The following is a 23,596-nucleotide window of genomic DNA, read 5'->3' on the forward strand; positions in this document are numbered from 1 at the left end:
GATGCATTCAATCACATGAAAAACTACCCTGCCATCCAACTTAAGCGGTTACATCACGTTAGACTGATCACCTCCTTACAGAGATGTGACCACGAAGGAGTCCGCCCTTATGGACTCCTTGCTTATGTCATCATCTTATTCAATAAGGCCTGTTCAAGGCGTGGATTCACAGACAGGTTCATATAGGACTGAGGAGGATTAAACTCATAGCCTCCTTTGAGCAGCTCAAGCGACATCGGCGCAAATTCGATGCAGGACAGGATGGGAATGGCATACCCGTAGGATACTCCGCTGAAATACTCTCGAAGCTCTGCCCCTGATCCTTGCCCGTGCCCTTCTGCAATGGATACGAGTGTATCGATATCCTCTTGGATCGGCATTCCGAATTCGATAAAAGCTTTAATCTGTTTCACAGGAGAGGATACATATACAAATGCCGCTGCAGGTTCTTTTATAAATCTTCGGCGAAATTCGATGGTTTTCTTGCCTTCTTTAATAAGCTGGTAAGGCTCAGGCTGTAAACTCAAAATAATCTGACGCTTAGGCAGATCCAATAACAGCTGTAATTGTTCATTCATATCGTCAGCACGCTCCTTTATCTGTTTCCAAGTGAATATTTTCGCTGAAAACAGACGAAACCCTGCCTCATTCGACGACTTATGAATCAAGCAAATTCATTCCAGTGAGAGAAGACAAATACAGCTGGAGAGTTCCAATAAATCGTTATTTCGTTCCCTGCGTAGCTATCTTTATCGTCGATATAGCAAGCAGCAGCCGGCTTTCCTTGTAGATGAGTTCTCATGCATTCATCATTTAGGTACTTATTTGGTCCACCTGCCAGCATGCCCGGTACGGGTGCCTCTACTCCATCGCCTACGGATGGACGATGATGAGGATGCATAACGGAATACTCTCCAAACCCCGTCACATAAGACAGATCGAGCACATTAAGACCTAATATATAATGCACATGACCAAGTGCAGCCTGTTCATACTCCACATTTCCGCATAATTTATGAGCCAAGAGAAGAAGCATCGCTCTGTTCATGACAACCATATTACTTCCCCAGATATAATCCTCTTCCTTAAGGGAGATGCCATAGCCATCTTGCTTCACGATCTGCAGCAAGCGATCCGCTTCATTCAAGAGATGACTCTTCAGCTCAGCGTATAGGGCAGCATCTTTCTCTTGCTTATCAGCTAGCAAATAGCGAATGGTGCCATATCCGCCCATATCTGCCCAACCCAATTCACATTTGGGGAAATCCTTCTGCACGTACCTTTTGACCGCATCATGATACACCGAATCACCGGTGGAAAAATACAGCTCGGTCGCAGCCCAGTATCGTTCATCCAGATCGCATGCATCCCCGTATTCTCCGGTTAATATATCCGGCGGATTACGAAACCCCGGCTCATTCGGATGCTTCTCAAGCCATGTCCAGGAATACTTGGCCGATGTGAGACATTTATCTGCAAACTCAGCATCGTAGGTATTATATATTCTTGCAGCCACAGCCATTACAGCACAGCTGGCAGCTGTTGCAGTCGCAGAGATGGGCGCAAAGACAAGCTCAGCTTCATCCTCCTCTGGCATGACATCGAGCCCGGGAAATTGCTTGGTTGTCAGCTTGTGATAGGATCCGCCGGTGGCAGCATCTTGCATTTTGAGCAAGAACTCTAGCTCTACTTTGCATTCATGCAGCACATCTGGCATGATTCCGTCCGTTTCCGGCAAGGGAATGGAATGAACAAATGCATTTGGGTACAGCTCCCAGCTAAGCATCAGATCGACTAGCGCCTTTGCGCCGGCTACGACATATTTTCCATAATCGCCTGCATCATGCCAGCCTCCATTGCCGTCAAGCCGCTGACTCGAATTGGTATGAACAGATCCTTGCGACGTATGGCAAGCCTTATGACTCCATACACCTGCATACTCCTCGTCCAAGTCTTCGCCACAGCGCAAATAATAGAACGCCTTCATCAGTCCGCCATGAACTTCGACATAGGGTTGTTCCGATATGATAAATGGAGAAGATACATTCCCTTCCGAATCCTCAATTCTATATTGTCCGGGCACTTCAAATGCTGAAAAATCACCCTGATATACGTGGTCGCCGGAGCAGAGATCCTCCACTTTATCATGTGTCTGAGCAGAATAAACAACCTCTGAAGTTGCTGTATCCCTAATGTGAAAGGCAGAGCTGCTTCCTCTCAATATGACGAGCTTATTCCCCTTTGTTGGATATCCGATCTGATTGACAAGGACTTTACGATTCGAAATACGCATTTATTCTCCCTCCTAATTTTTCAGTGAGATAGAAGAGGCCATCCCTATGCATGATACTTACATGTCTATAGGAGCGGCCTTTTTGATAACAAAACGTATTGCAATAAAAATATCTGTTAATTATTTATTCAATAGATGGGTTGCTTTAATGAAATCTGACATGGATCGCACGTTCACTTTACCTGGTGATGCCGCTGCAAAAGCTTGATCCCCATAAGTACGGGTAGCAAACGATACTTCTTTCACTTCACCTGGAAGCAGATCAAAGAAATTGTCGCTGAATACACCTTCTGCTTCACTTTCGATCCATACCTGCTTCGCCAGCATGTTCGTCGTAAGCGTAAACCGAGTTCCATTTGTTCCTTCTACCTCAGTTATCATCACTTCCGCAGCACCCAGCTTCAAATCTTTAAACGGAACAAAATAGTGACGCTGTACATCAACGACTTGACCGTTAATCATAAGTTCTGCAACTGCCGTTGTACGTTCCGGGTCATGCCCTTGAAGCAGCTCGGCAAGGGAGAGTGACAGAACAAGATTCGTTGCATTCCCTGGATTACTTACAGCATGTGTCTCAGTATGACGAACCGTACCGTCAAAATCAGCTACACGGATTCGTAGTTCTCCCTCAATCGGCCTCAGCAGATCAGACAGCAGGTAGAAATCAACTTTGTTATCCTTTGTTCCATCAATGGAAATCATTTCGTCGGCAAAGCTGCGTTTGGCGTAGTATTGAAGCGCCTTCCAGTTACCGTAATAGTCCATTCCCGCCCATGAAGCGACAGGCCATGTATCATTCATTTGCCAGTATAAGGTCCCCATTACAAAAGGTCTGTTTCGGCGGTGGGCCTCAATTGCCATTTTCATCGCATCGGCCTGAAGCACCTGACTCATATAGAGGAACGAAGGGAAATCCTTCGGCTCTGTCATATACATATCCATATATTCTTTAATGAGGCGGTTTCCATCCCCATTCTTCTGATGAGCGCGCATGACTTCAGAAGTCAGCTCAAGATCCGACTCTGTTGCATAACGAAGAACGGATTTGTGCTCAGGAAAGGATTGGAATCCATATTCACTCATGAAACGGCCCAATTTGATGTTGTAATTCTCAAACGGCTCTGTGTTATGCCAAACTCCCCAGTAGTGAACATCCCCTTCGATGGAGCTGGTCGAAGCGTGCTGGTTAATATCATTCGTAACCGAAACAATCGGTGAAGAAGGCCAATAATCTGTGCCGGGAACAAGTTCTGTGAGCACTTCAGGCAGCAGTTTATGGAATACAGCTTCATAATCGGCCCAGATTTTCTCGCGCTGCTCATGCGTATAATCTTTCTTCCAGCCCCAGCCAGCCTCTTCATTATAATGAGCCCATGCCGAATCAATCTCGTTATTACCGCACCACAGGGCAATACTTGCATGATTGCGTAAACGCTTAACATTGTCGATCGCTTCCTGGCGAACGCTTTCAAGGAATGCATTATCACCAGGGTACATACTGCATGCAAACATAAAGTCCTGCCATACCAGAATTCCATATTCATCACACAACACATAGAAATCGTCCTGCTCATAAATGCCACCGCCCCATACACGAAGCATGTTCATATTGGAGGCTGCTGCAGATTCGATCTCGTGTCTGTATCTCTCACGGGTAACCTCTGTAACGAAGCTGTCGTTAGGTATATGGTTAGCCCCTTTAGCAAACACCGGAAACCCATTCAACTCAAAATAGAAGGATCTGCCGTATTCATCCTTGTCACGGACGAGACGAATGCTGCGTAGCCCGGTTTTCACAGAAGCTTCTGCAAGAGGTGTTTCTGCTTCATGATCCAGCACCTGAGCAGTGAACGTATACAAGTGAGCTTCCCCAAGACCTCTGGACCACCATAGTTTAGGATTGCTGATGTTCAGAGGTATTTCCACTTTCTGAAGCCCAGGTACAAGGGAAACCTTTGCGCTCCACTCCCCTTGATCCGTAGAAATACGAATGAGTTTGTCACCTGCTTGATCCGCTGTAATTTCTAAGATCGCTGTCAAATCCGCGGTTTCTTTCGTTACTTTCTGCTGGTGAATGTACAGGTCCGCTACGCGCACAATAGACCACGCTCTCAGCTCGATTTCACGCCAAATACCGCTCGTTACAAATCTTGGACCCCAGTCCCAGCCGTAATGATAAGGCGCTTTTCTAGCGAAGATACTTACTTTCTTGTTACCAAGCTCTCCGACTTCAGACTGGTCATTTGAAGCTGGCAAAGGATATCCAAGTGCTTCAAGCTTCGGAAGATCCTCATTAATTGGAGAACGAAATACAATTCTCAGCTTATTACCTTCAGATTTCACGTATGGCTTCACATCCACTTCCCAAGTGCGGAACATATTATCGGCTGACAATACATGCTGATCATTAATGAACACTTCCGCATATGTATCGAGTCCGTTGAATACAAGCTCGATATGGTCCTCCCCAAAAAGTTCACTCGGTATATCAAACAGGGTTTTATATTCCCAGTCTTTCTTATCAATCCATTGAACAAGCTTTTCATTCGTGCCATAGAACGGATCGGGAATTTGGCCATTCCGCAGCAGATCCGTATGTACACATCCCGGAACTACAGCTGGGAGCCATTCTTCTCCTTCACACGATTTAAATGTCCAGTCATTTAACAGCAGCTTCGATTCATGCATGGTTTAGGAACCCTCCATATATGTTATATTCGAATCAATTTCACAATACTCTGAAGCATGAGTTATAAAATGGATTCATTTCTAAAACCTATTGTCTCATGGAATCGACAACTCTTCAATCATTTTGTTATCCTAACATATTATTTTTTAGATAACAAAACAAAACATCAGATAAGCTCGTGCTTCCAATATACAGAGATTCTTATGACAGTACATACATAACTGCACGATTAGATTGAATATATCACACCCTATTCAATAGAATTGCGACTGAAATATTACATATGCGGCGCATGTGGTTGGTCTGCGTTTAACGATGTTAACCAACCACTCCAGTACGCTCCACACTTTCAACAAAGTAGCGCTGTACAAATAGATATAAAATAATGAGTGGTACAATCGCCAGCAGTATACCTGTATCCACAATCATGGCTACATGATTCGGGTCAGCTTTGATATCTGTACCGGACAAGCCCATCAGCTGTGGAATAATGAGATTGACCTGTGAGGGGAGTGACGCAACCTTCAGTGACATGAGATTGCTGTCACTCATGAACAACGATGGGTAGAACGTATCGTTATAAGTCCAAACAAATGAAAACAGCATGACAGTAATCATAGGAGGAATGGCGTTAGGCAGCATAATCCGCATAAACGTCTTGATTCCTCCCGCACCATCGATCAAGGCCGCTTCCTCAATCTCCTTCGGCAGGCCTTTAAAGAACTGTCGGAAAATATAGATGAATAGCCCTGCCTTTAGTCCGGTCGCGGTAGCAGCGGTAATCATAGACGGCCAGTACGTATTTAAGAGATTAACTCCTTCCTTGCCTGTTAGCAATGTAATCATGTTCAGGACGTCGAAATTCCTGAAATGAAGATACATCGGCACCATAAGTGTGCTCGAAGGAACCAGAATGGTCAGAATGACTGCCCCAAACAATATTTTACTCCCGGGAAATTCAAATCTCGCAAAACCATAACCTGCAAGAGCGGTCGATAGTGTAGTGAGCAGCATCATAATGACTACATACACCATCGTGCTTCCAAGCAGTGGAAAATAGTTTAACACTTCGGCAGCAAGCTTGATATTATCCAGCGTAAAGTTAACTGGTATCATGTAGATCGTTGGGTTATATATATCCACTTTATCCTTAAAAGCGGTGGATACCTTCATAAGGATCGGATAGAGTATGACAAAGGAAATACCGATAATGAGCATATAACGAAAGATGTCCCAGAGCACGTTCATCACTTTGTTTTTCGTACGCTGCATGCGGAATACGACGGCCTCGCTGCGCCCGAGTCTTTTGGTTTCCTGCATTGAATACCTCACCACCTAACAATGGGGATTAATTGTAATGAACGCGCTTCGATATAAAGAATCCAATCAAGAACAGCAATAGGCCGACCACAATGGTGTAAATCCATGACATGGACGCACTCAGCCCGAAATTCTGCGTTTGAAATGCGGTCGTGTAGATGGTTTGTGTAATCGGACTTGTCGTAAATGAATCAATGACCGTGTAGATGACATTTGTCAGGATCAAAGGGCTGACCATCGGGAACGTAATCTTCCAGAAGGATTCATAACCAGTTGCACCCTCAATTTTGGCTACTTCATACATTGAGCTTGGTACGGATTGCAAAGCCGCAAGGAAGATTAGAATTTGTACCCCCGAGCTGCGAATAATTTCGTAAATTCGCATAACCGCATCCACAATGTACTCCGTTATGACAAGAGGCAGACCCGCCTCGTTTAACAAGCGAATCATAGACAACGTATTAAACTGTGAAGAAGCTCCTGCAGTCTCTTCCGCTACCGTTGCATTCCCAATCAAATTGATTAAGCCCGATGCCTCTGCAGAAGCGACGGCTCCGGAGGCTAATATAACGGGCAGGAAGAAGATCGCTCTCGCAAGCCCTCTTCCTCTGAACTTTTGATTGAGGAGTACTGCAGAGAATAGACTGAAGAACAGAATCAGGGGTACATTAACGATCATTTGCAAGACGGATTCTGTCAGAATCCGGTTATAGTTCGCATCAATCAGCAGTGCTTCTTTGAAGTTGTTCCAGCCAACGTACGCAAGCGTATAGCCCTGGGAGACGACCGTCAGCTCGCTAAGACTAAACCGAATGGACTGAATCATTGGTGTAAGAAATAGAAAGATAAATCCAAGCAGCCACGGTGAAATGAAGAGCAGGCCAAGAAATGATCTTTTTTGAGATAAGGTTATACGGCTTGTTCTCATGATCGGTCACCGCCTATTACATAGTCCTGTGCCGGAACGCTTACTCCGTGAGCTACGACAGGTTGCTCATTATAATTAATTAATAGAGTAGTTCCATTGCTGTACATAACTTCTACCACTCCAGGCTCATGCACAACTCGATTCAGCATTTTCTCGGTCCGAAGCGGATTTAATACCTGATTCACTTCGTTATACAAGATGACAGCTTCATCTAACCAGCTGGAATACTGGGCTGAGTACATATAATCATACCGGGTGTACTTCAGCTCTGAAGAAGTGTTCGCCGTCCATAGAAAATGCGGGGCAGAACCAAGCTCCAGACTCCGCAGAGCCTGCTGCTTCATATCGGTTGTAGCCGATAGATTGACCGGTTCTCCTGCATAATCAATAAATCCGTGTATAACCATTTGATAAAATGGCACCGATTCATCTGTCAGGTTAAATTGGCTGGAGCCTTCAGGCGCATTGACAATATGCTGAGCATATTGCAGGGCATAGGCATTCCCTCCGCTAATCATCAGATTAGGATATTCTGCCGCCAATGCTCCGATTTGTTCCTCGACGATGGCTTTGGCTGTATCCCGGAATATCAAACTGTTGTTACGATAATCGGAATGCAGCGTGCTTCCTAAATCGCGAAGGGCAAGACCCGTCAAGTTCTTCTTGCGGAACTGCTCCATAAACTGTGCTGTGACATCCGGAAGCTTCGCTGGGGACAGCAGATAATATTCATCCTGCAGGAGCGACATTCGGTTAAGAGATCTGTCATAAGGAGAGAGCTCTGCTTCTTCTTTCGTGATGAAGCGGGAAGCATCTCTTGCCGAACGAAAACCGCTGCCTGTATCATATACCTGCTGAAAGGCCACATCAGGATACAGCTCCCCACCCGTACTGCCAACCTGCTCTTGAAGGGCAGTCAGCTCACGGCTTGTGCCTAACTCGGAGGTGTTCAGTTTGACTGGAAGTCCGTGCTCAAGCCCGGCTCCGAACCACCCCAGATACTGCATTTGGATATTAGAGATTCCCTGTGCCTGCATTTCTGTTACGATTCCTTGTGCTTCTTCGAAGGTGGTCATGGCTACGGTAGCATCATAAGGAACCCCCAAGAAAGACTGCTGTTTATCAATCGCTCCCACAATATCAACATAGAAAGGAATTTGTTCTTCCTCCGTTAACGGCTGAAGCACACCTTGCTCGACAAGCATCGTTTGATAGGCTTGAGCCATACCCGAATAACTCGCATCCTCGCCTGACAAGAAGTGGTATTTCACACGAATATCACCTTTATATTTCTCATCCGACAACAGCTGAATCTCTTGAATTTTACTCCCTGTGTAGAGCTCCAGCTCATCATCTCCACGAACAGCGTAACGGCTGAACACGTGATTGAAGGAATTTTGTTTACCGCTGATATCAGCTGCGACACTGGCATTTCCATCTCCTCCATCAATGACAGCGAAGAAGGCACGATCACCGGATTTCAAGCCGAACACCGGCAAGCGGGCCGATTCAGCAATTTGAGCTCTTGTTCTGCTGTTATCATTCGGGTCCGGTCCATAAACGGGCTGAACATACTGCGGCTCTTTTACTTTTCCATTATCAAAATGAATCAGACTCCCGGAACCATCCGGCACGAACATATAGCCTTCTTGTCCTGACTTCGCTGCCCCAAAGTAGCTTAACAAGTCCAGCGTTTGAATCTGATGCCCTTCGCTCTCCTCCAGCTGAGACAGGGGAACGGTTACCGAGAGGGCATTCCCTTCCAAACGGTATTCCACAGGAATGAGGAACTTCGGTTTATCCGCTGATCCGCCTGGCCCGCCGATCCCATTCTCTTCATTGTCATAAGCCAAATCTTCAGGCGTATATCCTGCTTGCTCGAAGGCTGCCAGCATCTTGCGGAGCACGAGAGGCCGTTCGACTTGCGTATCCGCTCTCTCCACGACCTCAGGATTTGCTTCCTGCTCGAGGTAACGTGTCTCGACATAGCTTGCTGTCACTTCATCCAGCTGGCTCAGTACTTTTTCCTGCAGCCTTTGTTTACTAATGAATTTCGGCAGCGCATCAATTCCAAGCTCTGCATCACCCAGCGTGTATTCAATGCGGACACCATCTGCGATGCTCTGTAATTCAAATTGTTCGTTTGAAATGCTGTACTTGTAGTTTGTATAAGTATCTAGTACACCAAGCGTATTGCGAAATGAAACGGTAACCTGAGAGGAGATGGATTCTTTTTCAAAGGCAGTGGCAATACTGTCTTCTTCCACATCCAGCGGATTACTGTACCAGACATCTCCAGAGCGTTGATCCTTCACCGCAATTACGGTCGTCTCTTCATTAATGTACAAGCTTAAGCTGTCATTCTTGGCGGCAAGAGCCATTCCCGGCACGCCTTCTGACGAATCCTGGAGGGGTACGAATGCCTCTGCGCCAGGATCAGCGGACGCTGTCACATAATTCTCTGGATCAATACCTGACAATCTTCCGCTAAGGATGATGAAGCAGATGATACTGACCAGCATAAGAACGCAAGCCAGCAAAGTTGTGTATTTCCATTTACGAGATGACACCAGACTTACGCCTCCTTAAGATCGGAATAAGAGCTCACGGTATATATTGATCACAAATTCAATAATTTGCTGAACGAGGCTCATCACCAGCGTGCCCAGGAATACGATAATCGCCATAACCACTATAGTCAGCAGAATCGTGACAATGGTCTTCGTTGCGGTATACTGGTGTACGGTCATAATGCCGACGAACAGCAAATATATGAACCAAATGGCCGCTGCAGTATTCAGCAAATAATAAAATGCGGTCTCCTCCTGTGTCATAAATCGGCTGATTAAGGTCATTGGCAAGTACACCAAAATCATCGGTATGAGCGCATAAGCGGTCGCATTAACGATTTCGCTAAACTTCCCTTCACCTTCCATGAGTGTCGTAATGGACCAGTTCGATACACACCACAGGATAAAAGGAAGCACTACATACTGGAGTTCAGCCAAGCTGTTTAACGTTCTGGGATCATTGAAATTGACCAGGAAGCCGGCAAACTGCCGCTGAATTACCATGGTTATAAATAGAAGAAACAATATAGTAATAGCAACTCTAAGTTTTCCTTTTCCCTCATACTTCAGATCCCAATACCCTTTAAACGGATGGATGATGAGATGGAGAGGAAACTTAATAAAATCCTGCTTCATGCTGCTCTTCCCTCCTTTTACGCCAGGCTTTAGACCATCTGTATCCGGCAAACACAATAACGACTGTAGTTCCAATCGTTAATATCGTACCGAAATGCTCCTGCAGCACTTCCTTTCGATATCGCTTGAAGGCAACCGAGTAGTTTTTCCGATCCATACCCAGCTTGAAATGCTCCATCGCTTCCTTATTCTGCTTGGCATAGAGGAGTGATTTGCCAATCCCGATGTAAGCGATATCATAGTTCGCATTCAGTCTCAGTACCTCTCGCCACTTGGCTACAGAAGACTCGTCATCCCCGTTGTAATGCGCGGTGACTGCCTCGTTAATGGCACTTCCATAGCTGGTCGGAGAGAAGAGTGTAATGGTTTCTTTACCTTGATCGAGGACGATATGCTGATTCCCGAGCTTCTCAATGGCTACCGGCGTACTGAAGGTTCCGACCTGTGTTCCTATTCCGCCGTAAATATACAGCAGATTGCCTTCATGATCATAGGTGAAGATACGCCCTCTGAGTGAATCCAGAACACTATACATCCCGCTCCCTTGATATTTGATATCAACTAATTTGGAGGGACCTCCATTTACTCCCATTGACCGATATCGGATATCCCCTTTCACATCAAAATATCCATACCTCTTCAACACATCCTCACCTGAAGGATTCAGACGCTTTACCGGTGTACTGGAGCCCGGGTCAATATTCGTTGCATAAACGAATCCTTTATCCCCCATATCAATATTGGAGAATTCCGTTGGAATGTATAATGCCATTTGATTCTTCTGTGCATCTGTAGCGATGAGCCGCCACAAATAGTCAACAAAATTGCGCCGTACCTGAATCGTTCCAACGTAGCCGATGAATTCACCGGACTCATCAAACTGCAATATCCCCTCATAGGCTCCCCGGGATGTGACAAATACCCGTTCGGCATCATCCACCGTCAGTTTCAACGGGACAAACGAGAAATTAGCTCCAAGTACCTCGGACTGCGGATTTTCGATCGATTTGATCCAATCTCCTTCTGAAGTCAATACGACGATTCGTTTATTCTCTGTATCAGCGATATATAAGTCTCCGGCTTCATTCACCGTGATACCACTGGGCATATTAAAAGTCTCTTCAGCTCCGTCTTTCATGAAACTTGAGAAGATTTGCTCTACGGTCCAATCGTCATCCAGTACAATGATCCGATGATTCCCCGTATCCGCAATATAGATTTTGCCAGCCCTGCTGACGAACATGTCCTGTGGAGATACGAAGCTTCCAATTCCGAGATCGTGTCCCGAAATACTTCTATCCGGCAGAAATGCATCTGGAGCAGGCACAGCCTCTTCATAGTAATTGTAGGTGTAGCTCTCATAAGGAGCCTTGGCAGCTACCGCCGAAGGAGCGGAACAGAGCAGCGCTGCTGCGGTAAAGCCAATCCAATATCGCTTCCACGTTTTTTTATAGGCATGCAAGTTCTTGTCCCCCCTATTCCTTCATCCCGGAAGTCGCCATGGTTTCAATAATACGGCTTTGCGAAAATACGAAAATGGTAATCGGAACACTCATCATAATGAGCGCGACTGCTGCACCAACACCCGCTCTCGCAATGCCCCCTTGAATAATGTTCGTTGTTGCAGAGGTCAGCGTCTTGAGATTCTCACTATAGATAAATCCATTCCCATCCGTTCCCCACAGGATCTGAAACAGCAGGATGATAAGTGTCAGCCATGCGGGCTTCACATTCGGCATGACAACAGACCAGAAGATTCGATACTCACTCGCCCCATCAATCTTCGCTGCTTCGATCAGAGCATCCGGAATCTGCTCCATGAACTGCTTCATTAGATACAGACCGAGCGGATAAGAGAAGGCTGGAATGATGACAGCCCAGTAAGTATCCACCCACCCCAGCCAGGACATGATCATATAGGTTGGAATGGCCGTTACAGCAGGTGTAAACATCAAGGACAGCACGATCATTTGGAACATGATCTTATTGCCGGGAAATTGATGCTTTGCAAGCGGATAGGCAGCAGCAGAAGCCAGCAGAACGTGGCCCACGATTCCCATTCCGGTAATAAATACTGTGTTAAAAATGTACCTTGTGAACGGTACCCATGAAGCGCCCAGCAAGTTGATCAGATCTGCAAAGTTATCCATCGTCGGGTTCTTGACAAATAACGTCGGCGGAAAAATAAAGATTTCATCTAACGGCTTGAAGGCCGCATTAATGGCATATACCAGCGGCAGTACCATGAAGGCACCTACAACGCCCAAGACGAGAAACAGCGACAAGCTTCCCAGAAACGAGCGATTTACTCTCTTTACTCGATTTCTCCGGAATAGGCGATAGGGTATGTTCATCATCTTTATTCACCTACTCTACGCAATAATTTTTGGACGATTATGTTGGAGCCGATCATGATTATGAACAATACCGTAGCAATTGCCGATGCAAATCCCATCTCAAAGCGGATCGTACCAAAATCCATCAAATGCGTTACGATGGTCTCCGCTGCATAATTGACACTTGGGAATCCGGCAAGCTGAATGGACACATCCGATACGGCAAGTGAAGTCGTAATCTGAATAACAGCTCCAAACATCAGCTGCGGCTTCATGGAAGGAAGAGTAATGTACCATAGTTCCTGCCAGCGGTTCTTGATGCCGTCAACAGCTCCTGCCTCATATAACGTCTTGTCAACAGTTTGAAGACCGGCAATAAAAGCAAGGAATCCTGTTCCAAGACTCAGCCACAGCTGAACCAATATGATGATTGGCAGCACATAGTCTTCGGTTTTGAGCCATTGAATAGGCTCGAGCAGTATTCCGATCTCAATGAGCAGACCGTTAATGATCCCGTAACGGTCACCGGAGAATATGAGCAGCCAAATGAAGAATACATTTCCTGAAATGGATGGGGCATAGAAGATCAGAGTCATGAAGGCTCTCCATTTTGGACTCAGTTCATTGATGATCCATGCGAAGATAAAACAAGCAAAATAACTGACTGGACCTGTAATGGCCGCGAACAGCAGTGTATTTTTCAACGCAATTAAGAAAATATCATCTTCTAGAAACAGCCTTGTGTAGTTCTGCCATCCCACAAACTTTGGCATTTCGAGCATGTTGAAATACGTAAAACTGATAATAATGGAGAGAACTACGGGCAATACAGTGAACATCAGAAACAAAATCATATAAGGAGCCATCAATATATACAGATGTTTCTTCACTTTGATTTCCTTGATCAATCTGCTGACCTTGTTGTTCTCCCGAAGCGCCCGTTCGCCCTGTTGAGGGACTGCGCGAGTCTTGTTTTCAATCTGGATATTGGACATACGCTTGTATCCCCCCTCTATTCGGTCAGACCAAATTCACTGCGCTTGGCACGAATCTCATCCTGAATATATTGAACGTAATCCATCAGCGCTTCGCGCGGTTCCGTCTGTCCGTCAACCGTACGATAGAAAGCATTAATGAGATGTCGTCCTGTAAAGTAACCACCCGGCACTTCCGGAATACCTTGAACCCAATCAAATCCGGCCTGAAGTTGATCGAAATCCTCGACTGGCCATGGCAGCTTCTCAAGTGCATTAATATTCGCGGTAGGGTATCTTGCGGCTGCACCCATTAAGCCTTCCATCTCACGCCCGAATTTGACCTGTGTTTCCTCGCTGGTCCACCACTTCATGTACTCCCAGGCGGCTTCTTTGTCGTCTGCTCCTTCGAGCATAAGTACACCACTTCCACCGCTGGCCACAGAGCGATTAATCCCCCCATCTTCACTTTCCGTACCTGGAATCACTGTAAAACCCCACATTCCACGGATCTCAGGTGCAAATACGGTCAATTGGTTATACGTCGTATAATCAGCAATCCCGATTGGCATTTCACCCGTTCGAAAACGGTTTGCAAAGTCATATTCCCGTTCCAGCTTGTAATCCGTATAGAACTCAGTCCATTGTTTAAAGGCATCAATACCAATCTGGGAATCAAGGTCCGACTCCTTGCCTCCCTCACGATAGAACTCTCCGTTCGTCTGGAAGAGCAGCATCGAATATACAGAGTTCGGAGGTACATTCTCTCCTGGATAGCTTGGCTGAACGACGAGCGGCAGTCCAAAATCCATATGGTTCTTATCAAGCACGGAGAGAAGATTCCATACTTCATCCCATGTCTGCGGCACTTCGAGACCCAATTCATTCAGAACATCCTTGCGATAGAACAGCATGTTGAACGTCTGTGTTTCAGGAAGTGCATACACTCCATCCTCATAGGAGTACGGCACTAAGGCGCTGTCACGAAATCTTGCGGCCACCTCATCGTAGTCCGAAAATACAGAAATATCAGCAGCTGCATTACGCATCGCGTAGTTGACAGGAATGTCATTTCCCATCTGCATGGCGACATCCGGACCCTGGCCTGATAAGGTGGCAGGCAGCAAGGAGCCCATTGGTACCAGCTTCAGATTAACCTGAATCCCTGTCTCCGGTGTAAATGTCTCATCAATCATCGATTTGATCGTATTCGCCTGATCTCGACCACTTCCGATCCATACGGTGACCGTTCGTCCCTCCTCTGATTCGCTCGCTACACTTCCGATGGAATCATAATCAATGAAGAAGGAGTAGAAGAAGGTTACGATTTCATGCCATATTTCCGCGAACCAGCTGCTTCCCTTATTAGAGATTGTTTGGTCTGATGAAGCTATGTAGATAGAATCGATCTCAAGCGGCTGTTCCCGTATTTGCTGGAGCCATGTACCCAGTCCGCCTGTATTGGTCTTGTAGGCCTGTAATCGTCTAGGTATGGTGTCCGGATCATCTACCATTTCATCAAGCTGCAATGACATTGTTTTCAACAGTGCATCCTGGTCACCGCTGCCTTGGGACAATGCTCTTAGCTGTGCTCCTACTTGCTTCAATCGTTCGCTCTCTTGGCTAAACACTTCAAGCAGGTCAGGAATCCGTTCATCAACTCGATAATCCCGCACCTCATCAGGGGCAGTACCTGTTATCATCAGAATTTTGCGATACATGGAATTCAGTTCGATAAGGCTATTCTCTACTTCGCGAATGAGCGGAGCAAACTCACCAAGCGTGACCTCCATGCGGATGGTGTTCGTGCCTGCCTTCAAATGATACAAATAAGGCTTGCTTGATTCATCTTCCATGATTCGCATTTCGTATCCATTCTCGTATCGAAAAGGAATTCTGCTCATTTCTTCGAAAGGAATTTCTCCGTTAATAGTCATCTTTCTAGTCGAATAGATCCCTCTTACAAAATTCTGCTTAGCGTTAAAAGCAAGTTTATAAAGTCCTTCCTTCGGAACCTCAACCTCCCATTCAATCCACTGACCTGGGATACGCCAGTTATAGCCGCCGATCGTGTTCACTTTAGACAGCTTCGGACTGTATGGATATGTTGCCGGGCTGGATCTATCCATCAGCGGATAGAGGGTTGGGGATGATTTCGCTGTAGCGTCCTCTGCCTGCAGCTCAATAAGAACTCCGGCGGGTGAATCCATTCCTTCAGATGTCTTCAGGCTTGCATATTCTTCATAAGCGGCCGGCTCCTCATATTTATGAAGCACAAGCTCCTTGATGATCACCGGCTCACGTTGTGCAATTAAAGATAAGGTATGTGTGCCATGGCTGAAATAAAATGCAAACGGCTCCTCATAATAGCCATTAGAATCCTTAAGCAATGTCGTTTGCCAAGCCGGGGTCTCATGCTGCTGAGGACGAAGATCATTGCCTCGATTATCCTGCTCAACCTCGGGCTTCAGATTGTCCCATACCCGGTCCATTTGAATGAATGCCGCTTCACGAAATGGAAGTTCTCCATCAATGAGCAGACTTCGTTCGATTGCTGAGCTCTTGCCCTCGGTCGGATAATAGGTGGATGAAATATAGTAAAGGCCTGCTGCTTCGACCTCAAAAGTCCATTCCAAGGTACTGTCTTCTCCAGTTTTTATAGATGGCCCTGAGGCTCCCTCAACGTCTGAAACGATTTCTGAACCTTCCCCCTCAAGAGAGCTTACCTTGGCTGCATCCAGTACGATCTCTTGGTCAGGGTAAGACTCCCCCTCGAACTTCTCAACATATTCACTATATGATTCATCATTAGTCAGAATCAGATCTTGTGACAACATGGGGGCTTGCTCCGAAGATTGAAGTATCGAAGTATTCTCATCGGCAGCGACAGTTCCTATGACTGAAGAAGAGAACAGCACAGAGGAGCCGACCGCAAATACCAGTATCACTTTTAACCATGTTTGCACACGCATCAGCGGATTCAAATCGCACGCCTCCCTACTACCATAGGCAGCATAGTTCATTTCCTTTGCAGATAGATTGAACATAAGAAATCATAGGTAAATACTCGATCTGTGTTGATCTTAAGCTATAGAACAATGAAATCTTTAGTTCATTCAATCTAGATCGAAGCTTAATAAAGAGAGGGGCAGGGCATTATGAATCTTAAATCCCTGCCCCTCTTTCTCCAAGCTGATAATTGCGGAACCCATTATTTATTTTGTGCTTCCAGCTTATCAATCGATGCCTGAGCCTGCTGTTTGTATTTTTCCGCTGCCGAAGCTACGGAAGCGTTCTCAACAAGAACGTCAGTAACAAAGCTGTAATACGGGTACTCAGGATAAGCCTCATCAAGAGATACCAAACCTGTTCCTGTGATGTTCTCTCTTATGATGCGGATGTCATCTTCATAAGAGTACAGACTTTCTAAGTAGTTCTGTGAAGGATACTCCTCCAGCTGTGGAACATCATACAATTCTTCGAAGATCTGATACACAAGTTCCGGGTCCTTCACACCCTTAGGAATGAAGTAAGCATTTAGGGCCGTGTCTCCATATGTGACTTCAGGATTTCCTTGAGGTCCAATTGGATAAGGAACAACACCGACCTCAAAGTTAATATCTCCAATTTGCCATTGTGCAGCGTGGAACATGGCAATATCGCCGTCCTTGAAAGTGTCTGTTTCTTCCCACAGTGACTTGTCTCCCGATTTCACTTTGACCACGTTATTGTTGTACAGAGATGCCAGATATTCGATGGCCTCAATCGTGCGAGGGTCAGTCAAGCCTTCCTTCGGCTTCGTCTCGTCGCCTTCTGGATCGAGTACGGTATTGCCGCCGTTTGCTACGATTAAATTCCGTCCAACTTGAGCGGACCAGCCGGAGAAGCCCCATGTGTCCATTTTTCCATCATTGTTTGTATCCTTTGTTGCCTGTTTGGCAATCTCTAGCATCTTATCCCAGGTCCATTCGCCTTTGTCGTATAATTCTTGCAGATCTGGCAGTCCCAGCTCTTCGAACAAATCTCTGTTGTAGTGGATTCCTACGCCGCCGTTACTTGGCATGCCGCCGTAGAACCCGTATTGCTCTCCAAGTAGTGCCGGACCGGCATTAGCTAAGCGCTGATCCGTGTTAATGCTGGATTCAGGTGTTGTAAATTCCGAAATTTTGTGTAGCTGGCCTTTCTGAATGGCAGGAAGTGCTGCTTTGTATTCGAGGTAAGTGATATCAGCGAGAGGCTCTCCCGCCAATACGGAGGCTGTGAATTTTTCCATGTATTCTTCATAAGGTATGTTAACGAATTCAAATTTCACGTTGTATTTCTCTTCTGTCTTCTTCAGCTGCTCTACCAATGCTTTGCCTTGTGCATCTGTATCTGTTGGCGTGAGATCCCACCAGGATGACAGCTTGATGACTCGCCCGCCTAAATCGGGCACGTCTTCGGCAACTGCCTCTTCAGTATTTTCGGTATCCGTTTCGGTGGTTGGTTCCGTATCATTATTGCCTGCAGCTTCCGTATTCGTCTCTGGAGTCGTCGCTGGTGCGTCAGCATCACCTCCAGAACACGCTGCCAAAAAGATGAACGTAAACACCATCAATAAACTTAAAAGCGCTTTCATTTTTCTCATTGAAAATTACCCTCCCCTTTGGATTCATCAATTTTGCTGTCTGCATGCGCTGTCTGACGTGTCTGCTGTTTCATGCTGTAAATGACCACCACCCGTTATGTTAATGCAATCAATTTACAAAACAACAATAACACCATCTGGTAATATCAGTCAAATATTTTTATTTATTTTTATTTTTGTTATTTTTAAGTTATTTTATTTTGGTTGTTTGTCTTTTTATTTTATGCTGAGTAATATGAATATATGATTTGCTTCACGTGCTATTACAGGGAACAGCGTCGTTCGAACAAAAACCAAAAAAGCCGTCCTAATGGTGAACTCCATCAGTACAGCTTATTATTATTTCGTTCAGGATTTGCATATTTCGGTATTAGTTAGTGCTGGCTGCCGCATCTTCGGCTCTTCTTATCGGAATACTCAGCTGATTCCGTATAATCAAATCCGCCGCCAGCTGTTTCTTCTCCATTGCCGCCTTCGGATTAGCAATTCGCCACAACATCTGATCGACTGCTCGCATGCCCAGCATCCTCTTATTCACATGCACTGTTACAGAAATACTATGAAGATCATTGATATGATCAAATCCAGTAACCAAACATTCATCTGGAGTCTTAATCCCATGTCTACCAAGCTGTTCGATTAAATCCAGCGCTGTTGCATCATTCATGCATACGAACACTTCAGGAAGCGTACCTCGCATTTCTGTTAAGGCCTGCCCAATATCCTCGAAAGTTCCCTTAAGCAGCAGATCATTCTGAGTACAGGCAATACCATATTGTTCAAGTACCAGCCTAAATACCGTCCAGCGTTCAAAGAAGCTGTAAGCCTCAGTCTTGTTGCCCACAAATTGAAAGTTTCTGAATCCTTTGGTTACAAGTAGATACATCAATTCTCTCATACTGGTCTGGTTATCCGTAAATATCCTATCGCAGCATAACGAAGCGTCCATATGATCAATCATTACAACCGGGATTTCAAGCCTGTGCAGATCAAACAAACTTGCGGATGAGACCGCCCCAACCGTTATTGTGCCCCTGATCGCCTCTGGATTAAGCAGAGAGAACAAATTATCATGTGACGGCTCAGTTACCGTCAGGATGTCAAGTCCATATTCATTGAGCTGGGTTGTTACTCCCTCCAGAATAGGCCCCCAGTAGGCTGAGTCATAATTCTGAAACCTAACATTGGGGAAAAGAACAAGAATTGTACCTCGGTTTCTCTTTTCTTTGTTGAAATTGTCTCCTGATCCAGCTATGTTACTCTCGGAAACAGAGTTTGGCATGTGATTGTAATAACCAAGCTGTTCTGCAACATGTACGATTAATTCACGTGTCCGCTCGCTAACACCTGGTTTGCCAGTCAGAGTACGTGAAACCGAGAATTTGGACACACCTGCCTGGTTGGCAATTTGCTGAATGGTAACCTTTTTGCGCATGCTATCACCTATGCTTCCATCTACAGAATCTACTTCTGCTCTATATTAGCATAATATCAACCTAAACCAAACAATAATTGTTATTCAATACTCATAACAAATCATAACAAAATGAACTTCTATGAAAAAAGCATATCTCTCTTGACCAAAAAAGGTTAGGAAAGAGATATGCTTAATATCATCTCATCTAGATACAGCAAAATTGTCTCTAATGATGAGATCGGCTTGAATTAACAGTCTCTCATAAGGGGAATCAGGATGAGCTAACCTCCATATCAATTGATCTACTGCTCTCTTGCCAAGAAGAGCTTTGTTTACATCAACGGTTGCCAGTATCGGCTGATCTGTTTCCACATTATCAAAGCCCGTCACCGAACAGCTATCCGGAACAGCTCGTCCTGCCTTATGTAATTCCTCAATAACAAAACGTGCAGTGATATCGTTCACACATACAAATACTTCCGGTATTTCTTCTGGCGGAATCTCACGGATGGAGTGTATCATATCCACATCCTCCTGATAGCCGAGCATAGACTCATTCTGCGGGCATTCAATCCCATGCTCGTCAAGTGCCATACGATAAGCAGTCCATCGTTCCATAAAACTCGGCGCTTCCTTAATATTCCCAACAAATTGGAATTTCTGATACCCCCTGCCGATCAGGCCATTCATAATTTCTCGCATTAGTGTAATATTATCGCTGAATACGGTATCACAGTGAAATACGGGCTCAATATGATCAACCATAACTACAGGAATTTGGAGTCTTTGAAATTCCAGCAGTAATGAGACAGATACGGTTCCAACCGTAATAATCCCTTGAATTGCATCAGGATTCAGCAAGGAAAAGATCTTCTCAGAAGAAGGCTCGGTCAGCGTTAAGATATCATGTCCAATCTCATTCAAACGAGCTGAGATCCCTTCAAATACGGGCCCCCAATAGAGAGAATCCATGTTCTGGTATCGGATGTTCGGAAAGAGAACAACGATGGTTCCGGTTCCTTTACGGTTATCAGTTATAGGTTGCTCTTTGAGTAATTCTCCGTTTACTGGTTTGCCAGGTCCGGCTGCATTCTTGAAATAACCAAGCTGACCGGCTGTTCGAATAATCATTTCCCGTGTCGTCTCGCTTACTCCGCTCTTTCCAGTCAAAGCTCTGGACACGGCAAACTTGGAAACGCCTGCTGCATCAGCGATTTGCTGCATCGTTACTTTGTTCCGCATTTTTTCACCTGTTTTCTAGTGTAAAGATATAGGTCATCTTATCATAATTCGGGTGAAAAATACCACGTTAGAGTTGATAATTGACGATATAGGGGCTTAATGATGTGTTGTAATATCCAGTGCTCCACTCTACAGCACGACCATCACTCGTATAAGCAAACCTCTGTCGTCTCAGCACAACATCTCCTTCAGACATGCCCAATTCACTGGCGATGCGGGCAGATAAAGGAGCCACCGTAAATTGATCACGGTACTGTTCGGCAACCAGATCATGATCTTCTAACCATTCGTATAAGGAAAACTCATCTCCTAGCGTCCACTCCTCTGCCTCGGTAAGACCTAACGCCAATCTATGCTCATAATAGATAAAGGGCAGGTCATTTAACAGGTATAAGCGTTCCAAGCACAAGCAACGATCACCAAACAGCGTATAAGCTTCGCTACCCGGCCCATTTTGCTCCATATACTTGCCAACCAGCCGTTTGTGTATCGTCGCTCCTTGTTCAACCAATATCTCCGTAAACTGCTTGCCCTTCGATAGTTGCGGTGCTACGCTATTTCGTTGAACTGTTGTCCCTACACCACTCTGCTTCATCACGTACCCTTCCTGCTGCAGCTCCTTAATCGCATTTCTAACGGTCATTTTGCTCACCGCAAATTCCTGCTCCAGCTGGGGCTCAGAAGGGATCAATGTGCCAACGGGGTATTGCCCATGCACAATTCGATCTCGAATGATCTTTTTAAGCTGTAAATAGAGCGGTCCTTTCTTTCTTGACAAGGACACAAATATCACTACCTTTCAATATCGGGTGCAAGCTCTTGCATGGTCTTTATAATATCCTGCTCGGATAAAGCCGCTGTATCGCCCGGCACGGTATGAGCCAGAATGGAAGCCGCTGTCGCAAATTGAACCGCATATTGAGCCTCATAGCCGCTAATATCTCCGTGTATAATGCCAGCCGTGTAGGCATCACCTGCACCGACCCGGTCCAGAACAGCTGCATTCATCGGTCTTCCAACCTTCATCATATCATTCTTGTACATAAATCCGGTAATCATATGCTGATCGTTTGGACCGATAGTACGCTGAGTGCCTGCAATAATTCTTATAGCGTATTTTGACGCAATCATAGGAATAAGCTCCTGAAGCTGCTCGGTACGCCCCTCATAACTGGACTGATATCCGAGCAGAGAAATTGCATCCCGCTCATTCATCATGACGATATCTGCAAGATGCAGCATCTCCTCATAATACGATTTTGCATGCTTGCGTTCTTCTTCATCCCATAGTGTGCTCCTGTAATTGCAATCAAAAACAACGCTCCCGCCAGCCGATCTGACCTTTTCTGCGAGTGATTTCATTTGGTATCGAACATTAGCATTCATAGCGAGACCAATACCGCATAAATGCAAACAATCTGTATTTTCAGCAATCGCTGCTGCGTTATAAACATCTTTAGCTGTGCTGTTGAAGCTGCTGTTCTTCCGGCTTCCGTAGGTTACTCTTGTTGGTCTGGCACCATATCCAGTTTCCAGGAAGTAGCTCCCAAGGATGCTGCCCTCTGCGCGTACAAAGCGTGTGTTCAGATTTAAAGCTCGAAGTGAAGCCATAGCCGCATCTCCAAGGGAATTGTCAGGGACGGTGGTAACTATTGATGCTTCATGCCCTAAGCGAGCCATCCCTGCAGAGATGTTAACCCCTGTTCCAGTAAAGGAATAAGTAAGTGATCTGGATTGGGACAGTGTCTCATAATTCGGGACAGATAGCCGCATCATCACTTCACCAAAAGCGGTAATTCGCTTATGTGTCTGCATGCGCATCCACCTCGTACTTCAGAATTTGTGTCAATTCAAGTACGTCCTGGATGTTAGTTAAGCCTGTCTCCTTATCAATAATGGAGGAGTACACATGCGGTATCACTTGCGGAACTCCTGCATCAAGAGCAAGCCGAAGGATATCTCTGAAATTGTCCTTGTCGATGCCTCCGGTTGGCTCAAGAGCAAAGTTCGCCTTGGCGCAAGCCTTAGCGACTGCTATGAATTCTTCTTTTGTTTCAAGTCCGTTCATCGGAAAATACTTCAGTGCGTTTCCTCCCATATCCGCCACGAGAGCAATCGCAGCTTCTATGGGCACAATCGCTTTTTCAGCCAGAACGGAGCTGGCAGGCCCGGTAGACAGATTCACGAATCCCGGCTTGCCGCATGGTGACACAAGGCTGTTGATCCAGCTGTCCTTGCCGCTTAGGTTCGCACGAGTAGCCCCAACCCCGGTAAACACCTGATTGATATGAGATCCTGCATAACGAACTGCAATTCTACTCACGACTTCCGACTGTCTCGGATCTCCTGCACCAAGTCCGATAGAGATGGCATCCGCACATACCTCACCATAGCCCTGCATCGCTTCTGCAGCAGAAATTGCCTCCGGATAGTTCTTGGATAATACACCGATCAGCACATATCCTTCCGCTGCTTCAAAAATTTCCTTCGCATTGTTCACACTTCCGGCAAGGACGTTCAGTGCGGCACGGCCATTATATAATCGCTCTGCGATTTTGTTCATC

Annotated in this window: 17 protein-coding genes; all 17 read right to left on the bottom strand. The window is 45.7% G+C overall.

The genetic code is table 11. The features are described from left to right. Window positions 1–122 precede the first annotated feature (122 nt). A complete protein-coding gene (locus ACFQ3J_RS09400) occupies window positions 123–578 on the bottom strand; it encodes a hypothetical protein (RefSeq protein ID WP_251583355.1) in 456 nt (151 codons plus the stop codon). Window positions 579–664: 86 nt separating this feature from the next. After that, on the bottom strand, window positions 665–2,293 hold the full coding sequence (locus ACFQ3J_RS09405; protein WP_251583354.1) for a glycoside hydrolase family 9 protein: 1,629 nt from the start codon (window positions 2,291–2,293) through the stop codon (window positions 665–667). 120 nt (window positions 2,294–2,413) lie between these two features. After that, a complete protein-coding gene (locus ACFQ3J_RS09410) occupies window positions 2,414–4,981 on the bottom strand; it encodes a beta-mannosidase (protein ID WP_251583353.1) in 2,568 nt (855 codons plus the stop codon). Window positions 4,982–5,300: 319 nt separating this feature from the next. Beyond that, complete coding sequence (locus ACFQ3J_RS09415) at window positions 5,301–6,302, bottom strand: carbohydrate ABC transporter permease (RefSeq protein ID WP_251583352.1); 1,002 nt, start codon at window positions 6,300–6,302, stop codon at window positions 5,301–5,303. Window positions 6,303–6,330: 28 nt separating this feature from the next. Beyond that, the gene (locus ACFQ3J_RS09420) at window positions 6,331–7,230 is read right to left on the bottom strand and encodes a carbohydrate ABC transporter permease (RefSeq protein WP_091155499.1); all 900 of its coding nucleotides are present in this window, start codon (window positions 7,228–7,230) and stop codon (window positions 6,331–6,333) included. Continuing rightward, entirely contained in the window at window positions 7,227–9,800 is a 2,574-nt protein-coding gene (locus tag ACFQ3J_RS09425; protein ID WP_251583351.1) for a DUF5696 domain-containing protein, read from the bottom strand. Before ACFQ3J_RS09425 ends, ACFQ3J_RS09420 begins: the two co-directional genes overlap by 4 nt. 15 nt (window positions 9,801–9,815) lie before the next feature. Beyond that, a complete protein-coding gene (locus tag ACFQ3J_RS09430; RefSeq protein ID WP_251583350.1) occupies window positions 9,816–10,436 on the bottom strand; it encodes a Yip1 family protein in 621 nt (206 codons plus the stop codon). Next, on the bottom strand, window positions 10,417–11,898 hold the full coding sequence (locus ACFQ3J_RS09435) for an NHL repeat-containing protein (RefSeq protein ID WP_251583349.1): 1,482 nt from the start codon (window positions 11,896–11,898) through the stop codon (window positions 10,417–10,419). The genes ACFQ3J_RS09430 and ACFQ3J_RS09435 overlap by 20 nt, the downstream gene beginning before the upstream one ends. Window positions 11,899–11,911: 13 nt before the next feature. Further along, complete coding sequence (locus ACFQ3J_RS09440; RefSeq protein ID WP_091159082.1) at window positions 11,912–12,790, bottom strand: carbohydrate ABC transporter permease; 879 nt, start codon at window positions 12,788–12,790, stop codon at window positions 11,912–11,914. Between the two features lie 5 nt (window positions 12,791–12,795). Continuing rightward, window positions 12,796–13,767 carry a carbohydrate ABC transporter permease gene (locus tag ACFQ3J_RS09445; RefSeq protein ID WP_251583348.1) on the bottom strand — a complete coding sequence of 324 codons (972 nt, stop codon included), beginning with the start codon at window positions 13,765–13,767 and terminating at the stop codon, window positions 12,796–12,798. 17 nt (window positions 13,768–13,784) lie between these two features. Further along, window positions 13,785–16,730 carry an extracellular solute-binding protein gene (locus tag ACFQ3J_RS09450; RefSeq protein ID WP_311287047.1) on the bottom strand — a complete coding sequence of 982 codons (2,946 nt, stop codon included), beginning with the start codon at window positions 16,728–16,730 and terminating at the stop codon, window positions 13,785–13,787. A 227-nt stretch (window positions 16,731–16,957) separates the two neighbouring features. Then, window positions 16,958–18,373, bottom strand: a complete 1,416-nt coding sequence (locus ACFQ3J_RS09455) for an ABC transporter substrate-binding protein (RefSeq protein WP_251583347.1) — start codon at window positions 18,371–18,373, stop codon at window positions 16,958–16,960. A 370-nt stretch (window positions 18,374–18,743) separates the two neighbouring features. Next, window positions 18,744–19,808, bottom strand: coding sequence for a LacI family DNA-binding transcriptional regulator (locus ACFQ3J_RS09460; protein WP_251583346.1), 1,065 nt, complete (start codon window positions 19,806–19,808; stop codon window positions 18,744–18,746). Window positions 19,809–19,991: 183 nt separating this feature from the next. Next, window positions 19,992–21,032 (bottom strand): LacI family DNA-binding transcriptional regulator, encoded by a 1,041-nt coding sequence (locus tag ACFQ3J_RS09465; protein WP_251583345.1) that lies wholly within the window; start codon window positions 21,030–21,032, stop codon window positions 19,992–19,994. 67 nt (window positions 21,033–21,099) lie between these two features. Next, the gene (locus ACFQ3J_RS09470; protein ID WP_091155481.1) at window positions 21,100–21,816 is read right to left on the bottom strand and encodes a GntR family transcriptional regulator; all 717 of its coding nucleotides are present in this window, start codon (window positions 21,814–21,816) and stop codon (window positions 21,100–21,102) included. A gap of 8 nt (window positions 21,817–21,824) precedes the next feature. Then, window positions 21,825–22,847, bottom strand: coding sequence for a sugar kinase (locus ACFQ3J_RS09475; protein ID WP_244533157.1), 1,023 nt, complete (start codon window positions 22,845–22,847; stop codon window positions 21,825–21,827). Continuing rightward, the gene (gene dagF / locus ACFQ3J_RS09480) at window positions 22,834–23,595 is read right to left on the bottom strand and encodes a 2-dehydro-3-deoxy-phosphogluconate aldolase (protein ID WP_251583344.1); all 762 of its coding nucleotides are present in this window, start codon (window positions 23,593–23,595) and stop codon (window positions 22,834–22,836) included. The genes ACFQ3J_RS09475 and dagF overlap by 14 nt, the downstream gene beginning before the upstream one ends. Window position 23,596: the final 1 nt, after the last annotated feature.

The organism is Paenibacillus provencensis, assembly GCF_042678545.1.
In the GTDB taxonomy this organism is placed as follows: domain Bacteria; phylum Bacillota; class Bacilli; order Paenibacillales; family Paenibacillaceae; genus Paenibacillus; species Paenibacillus provencensis.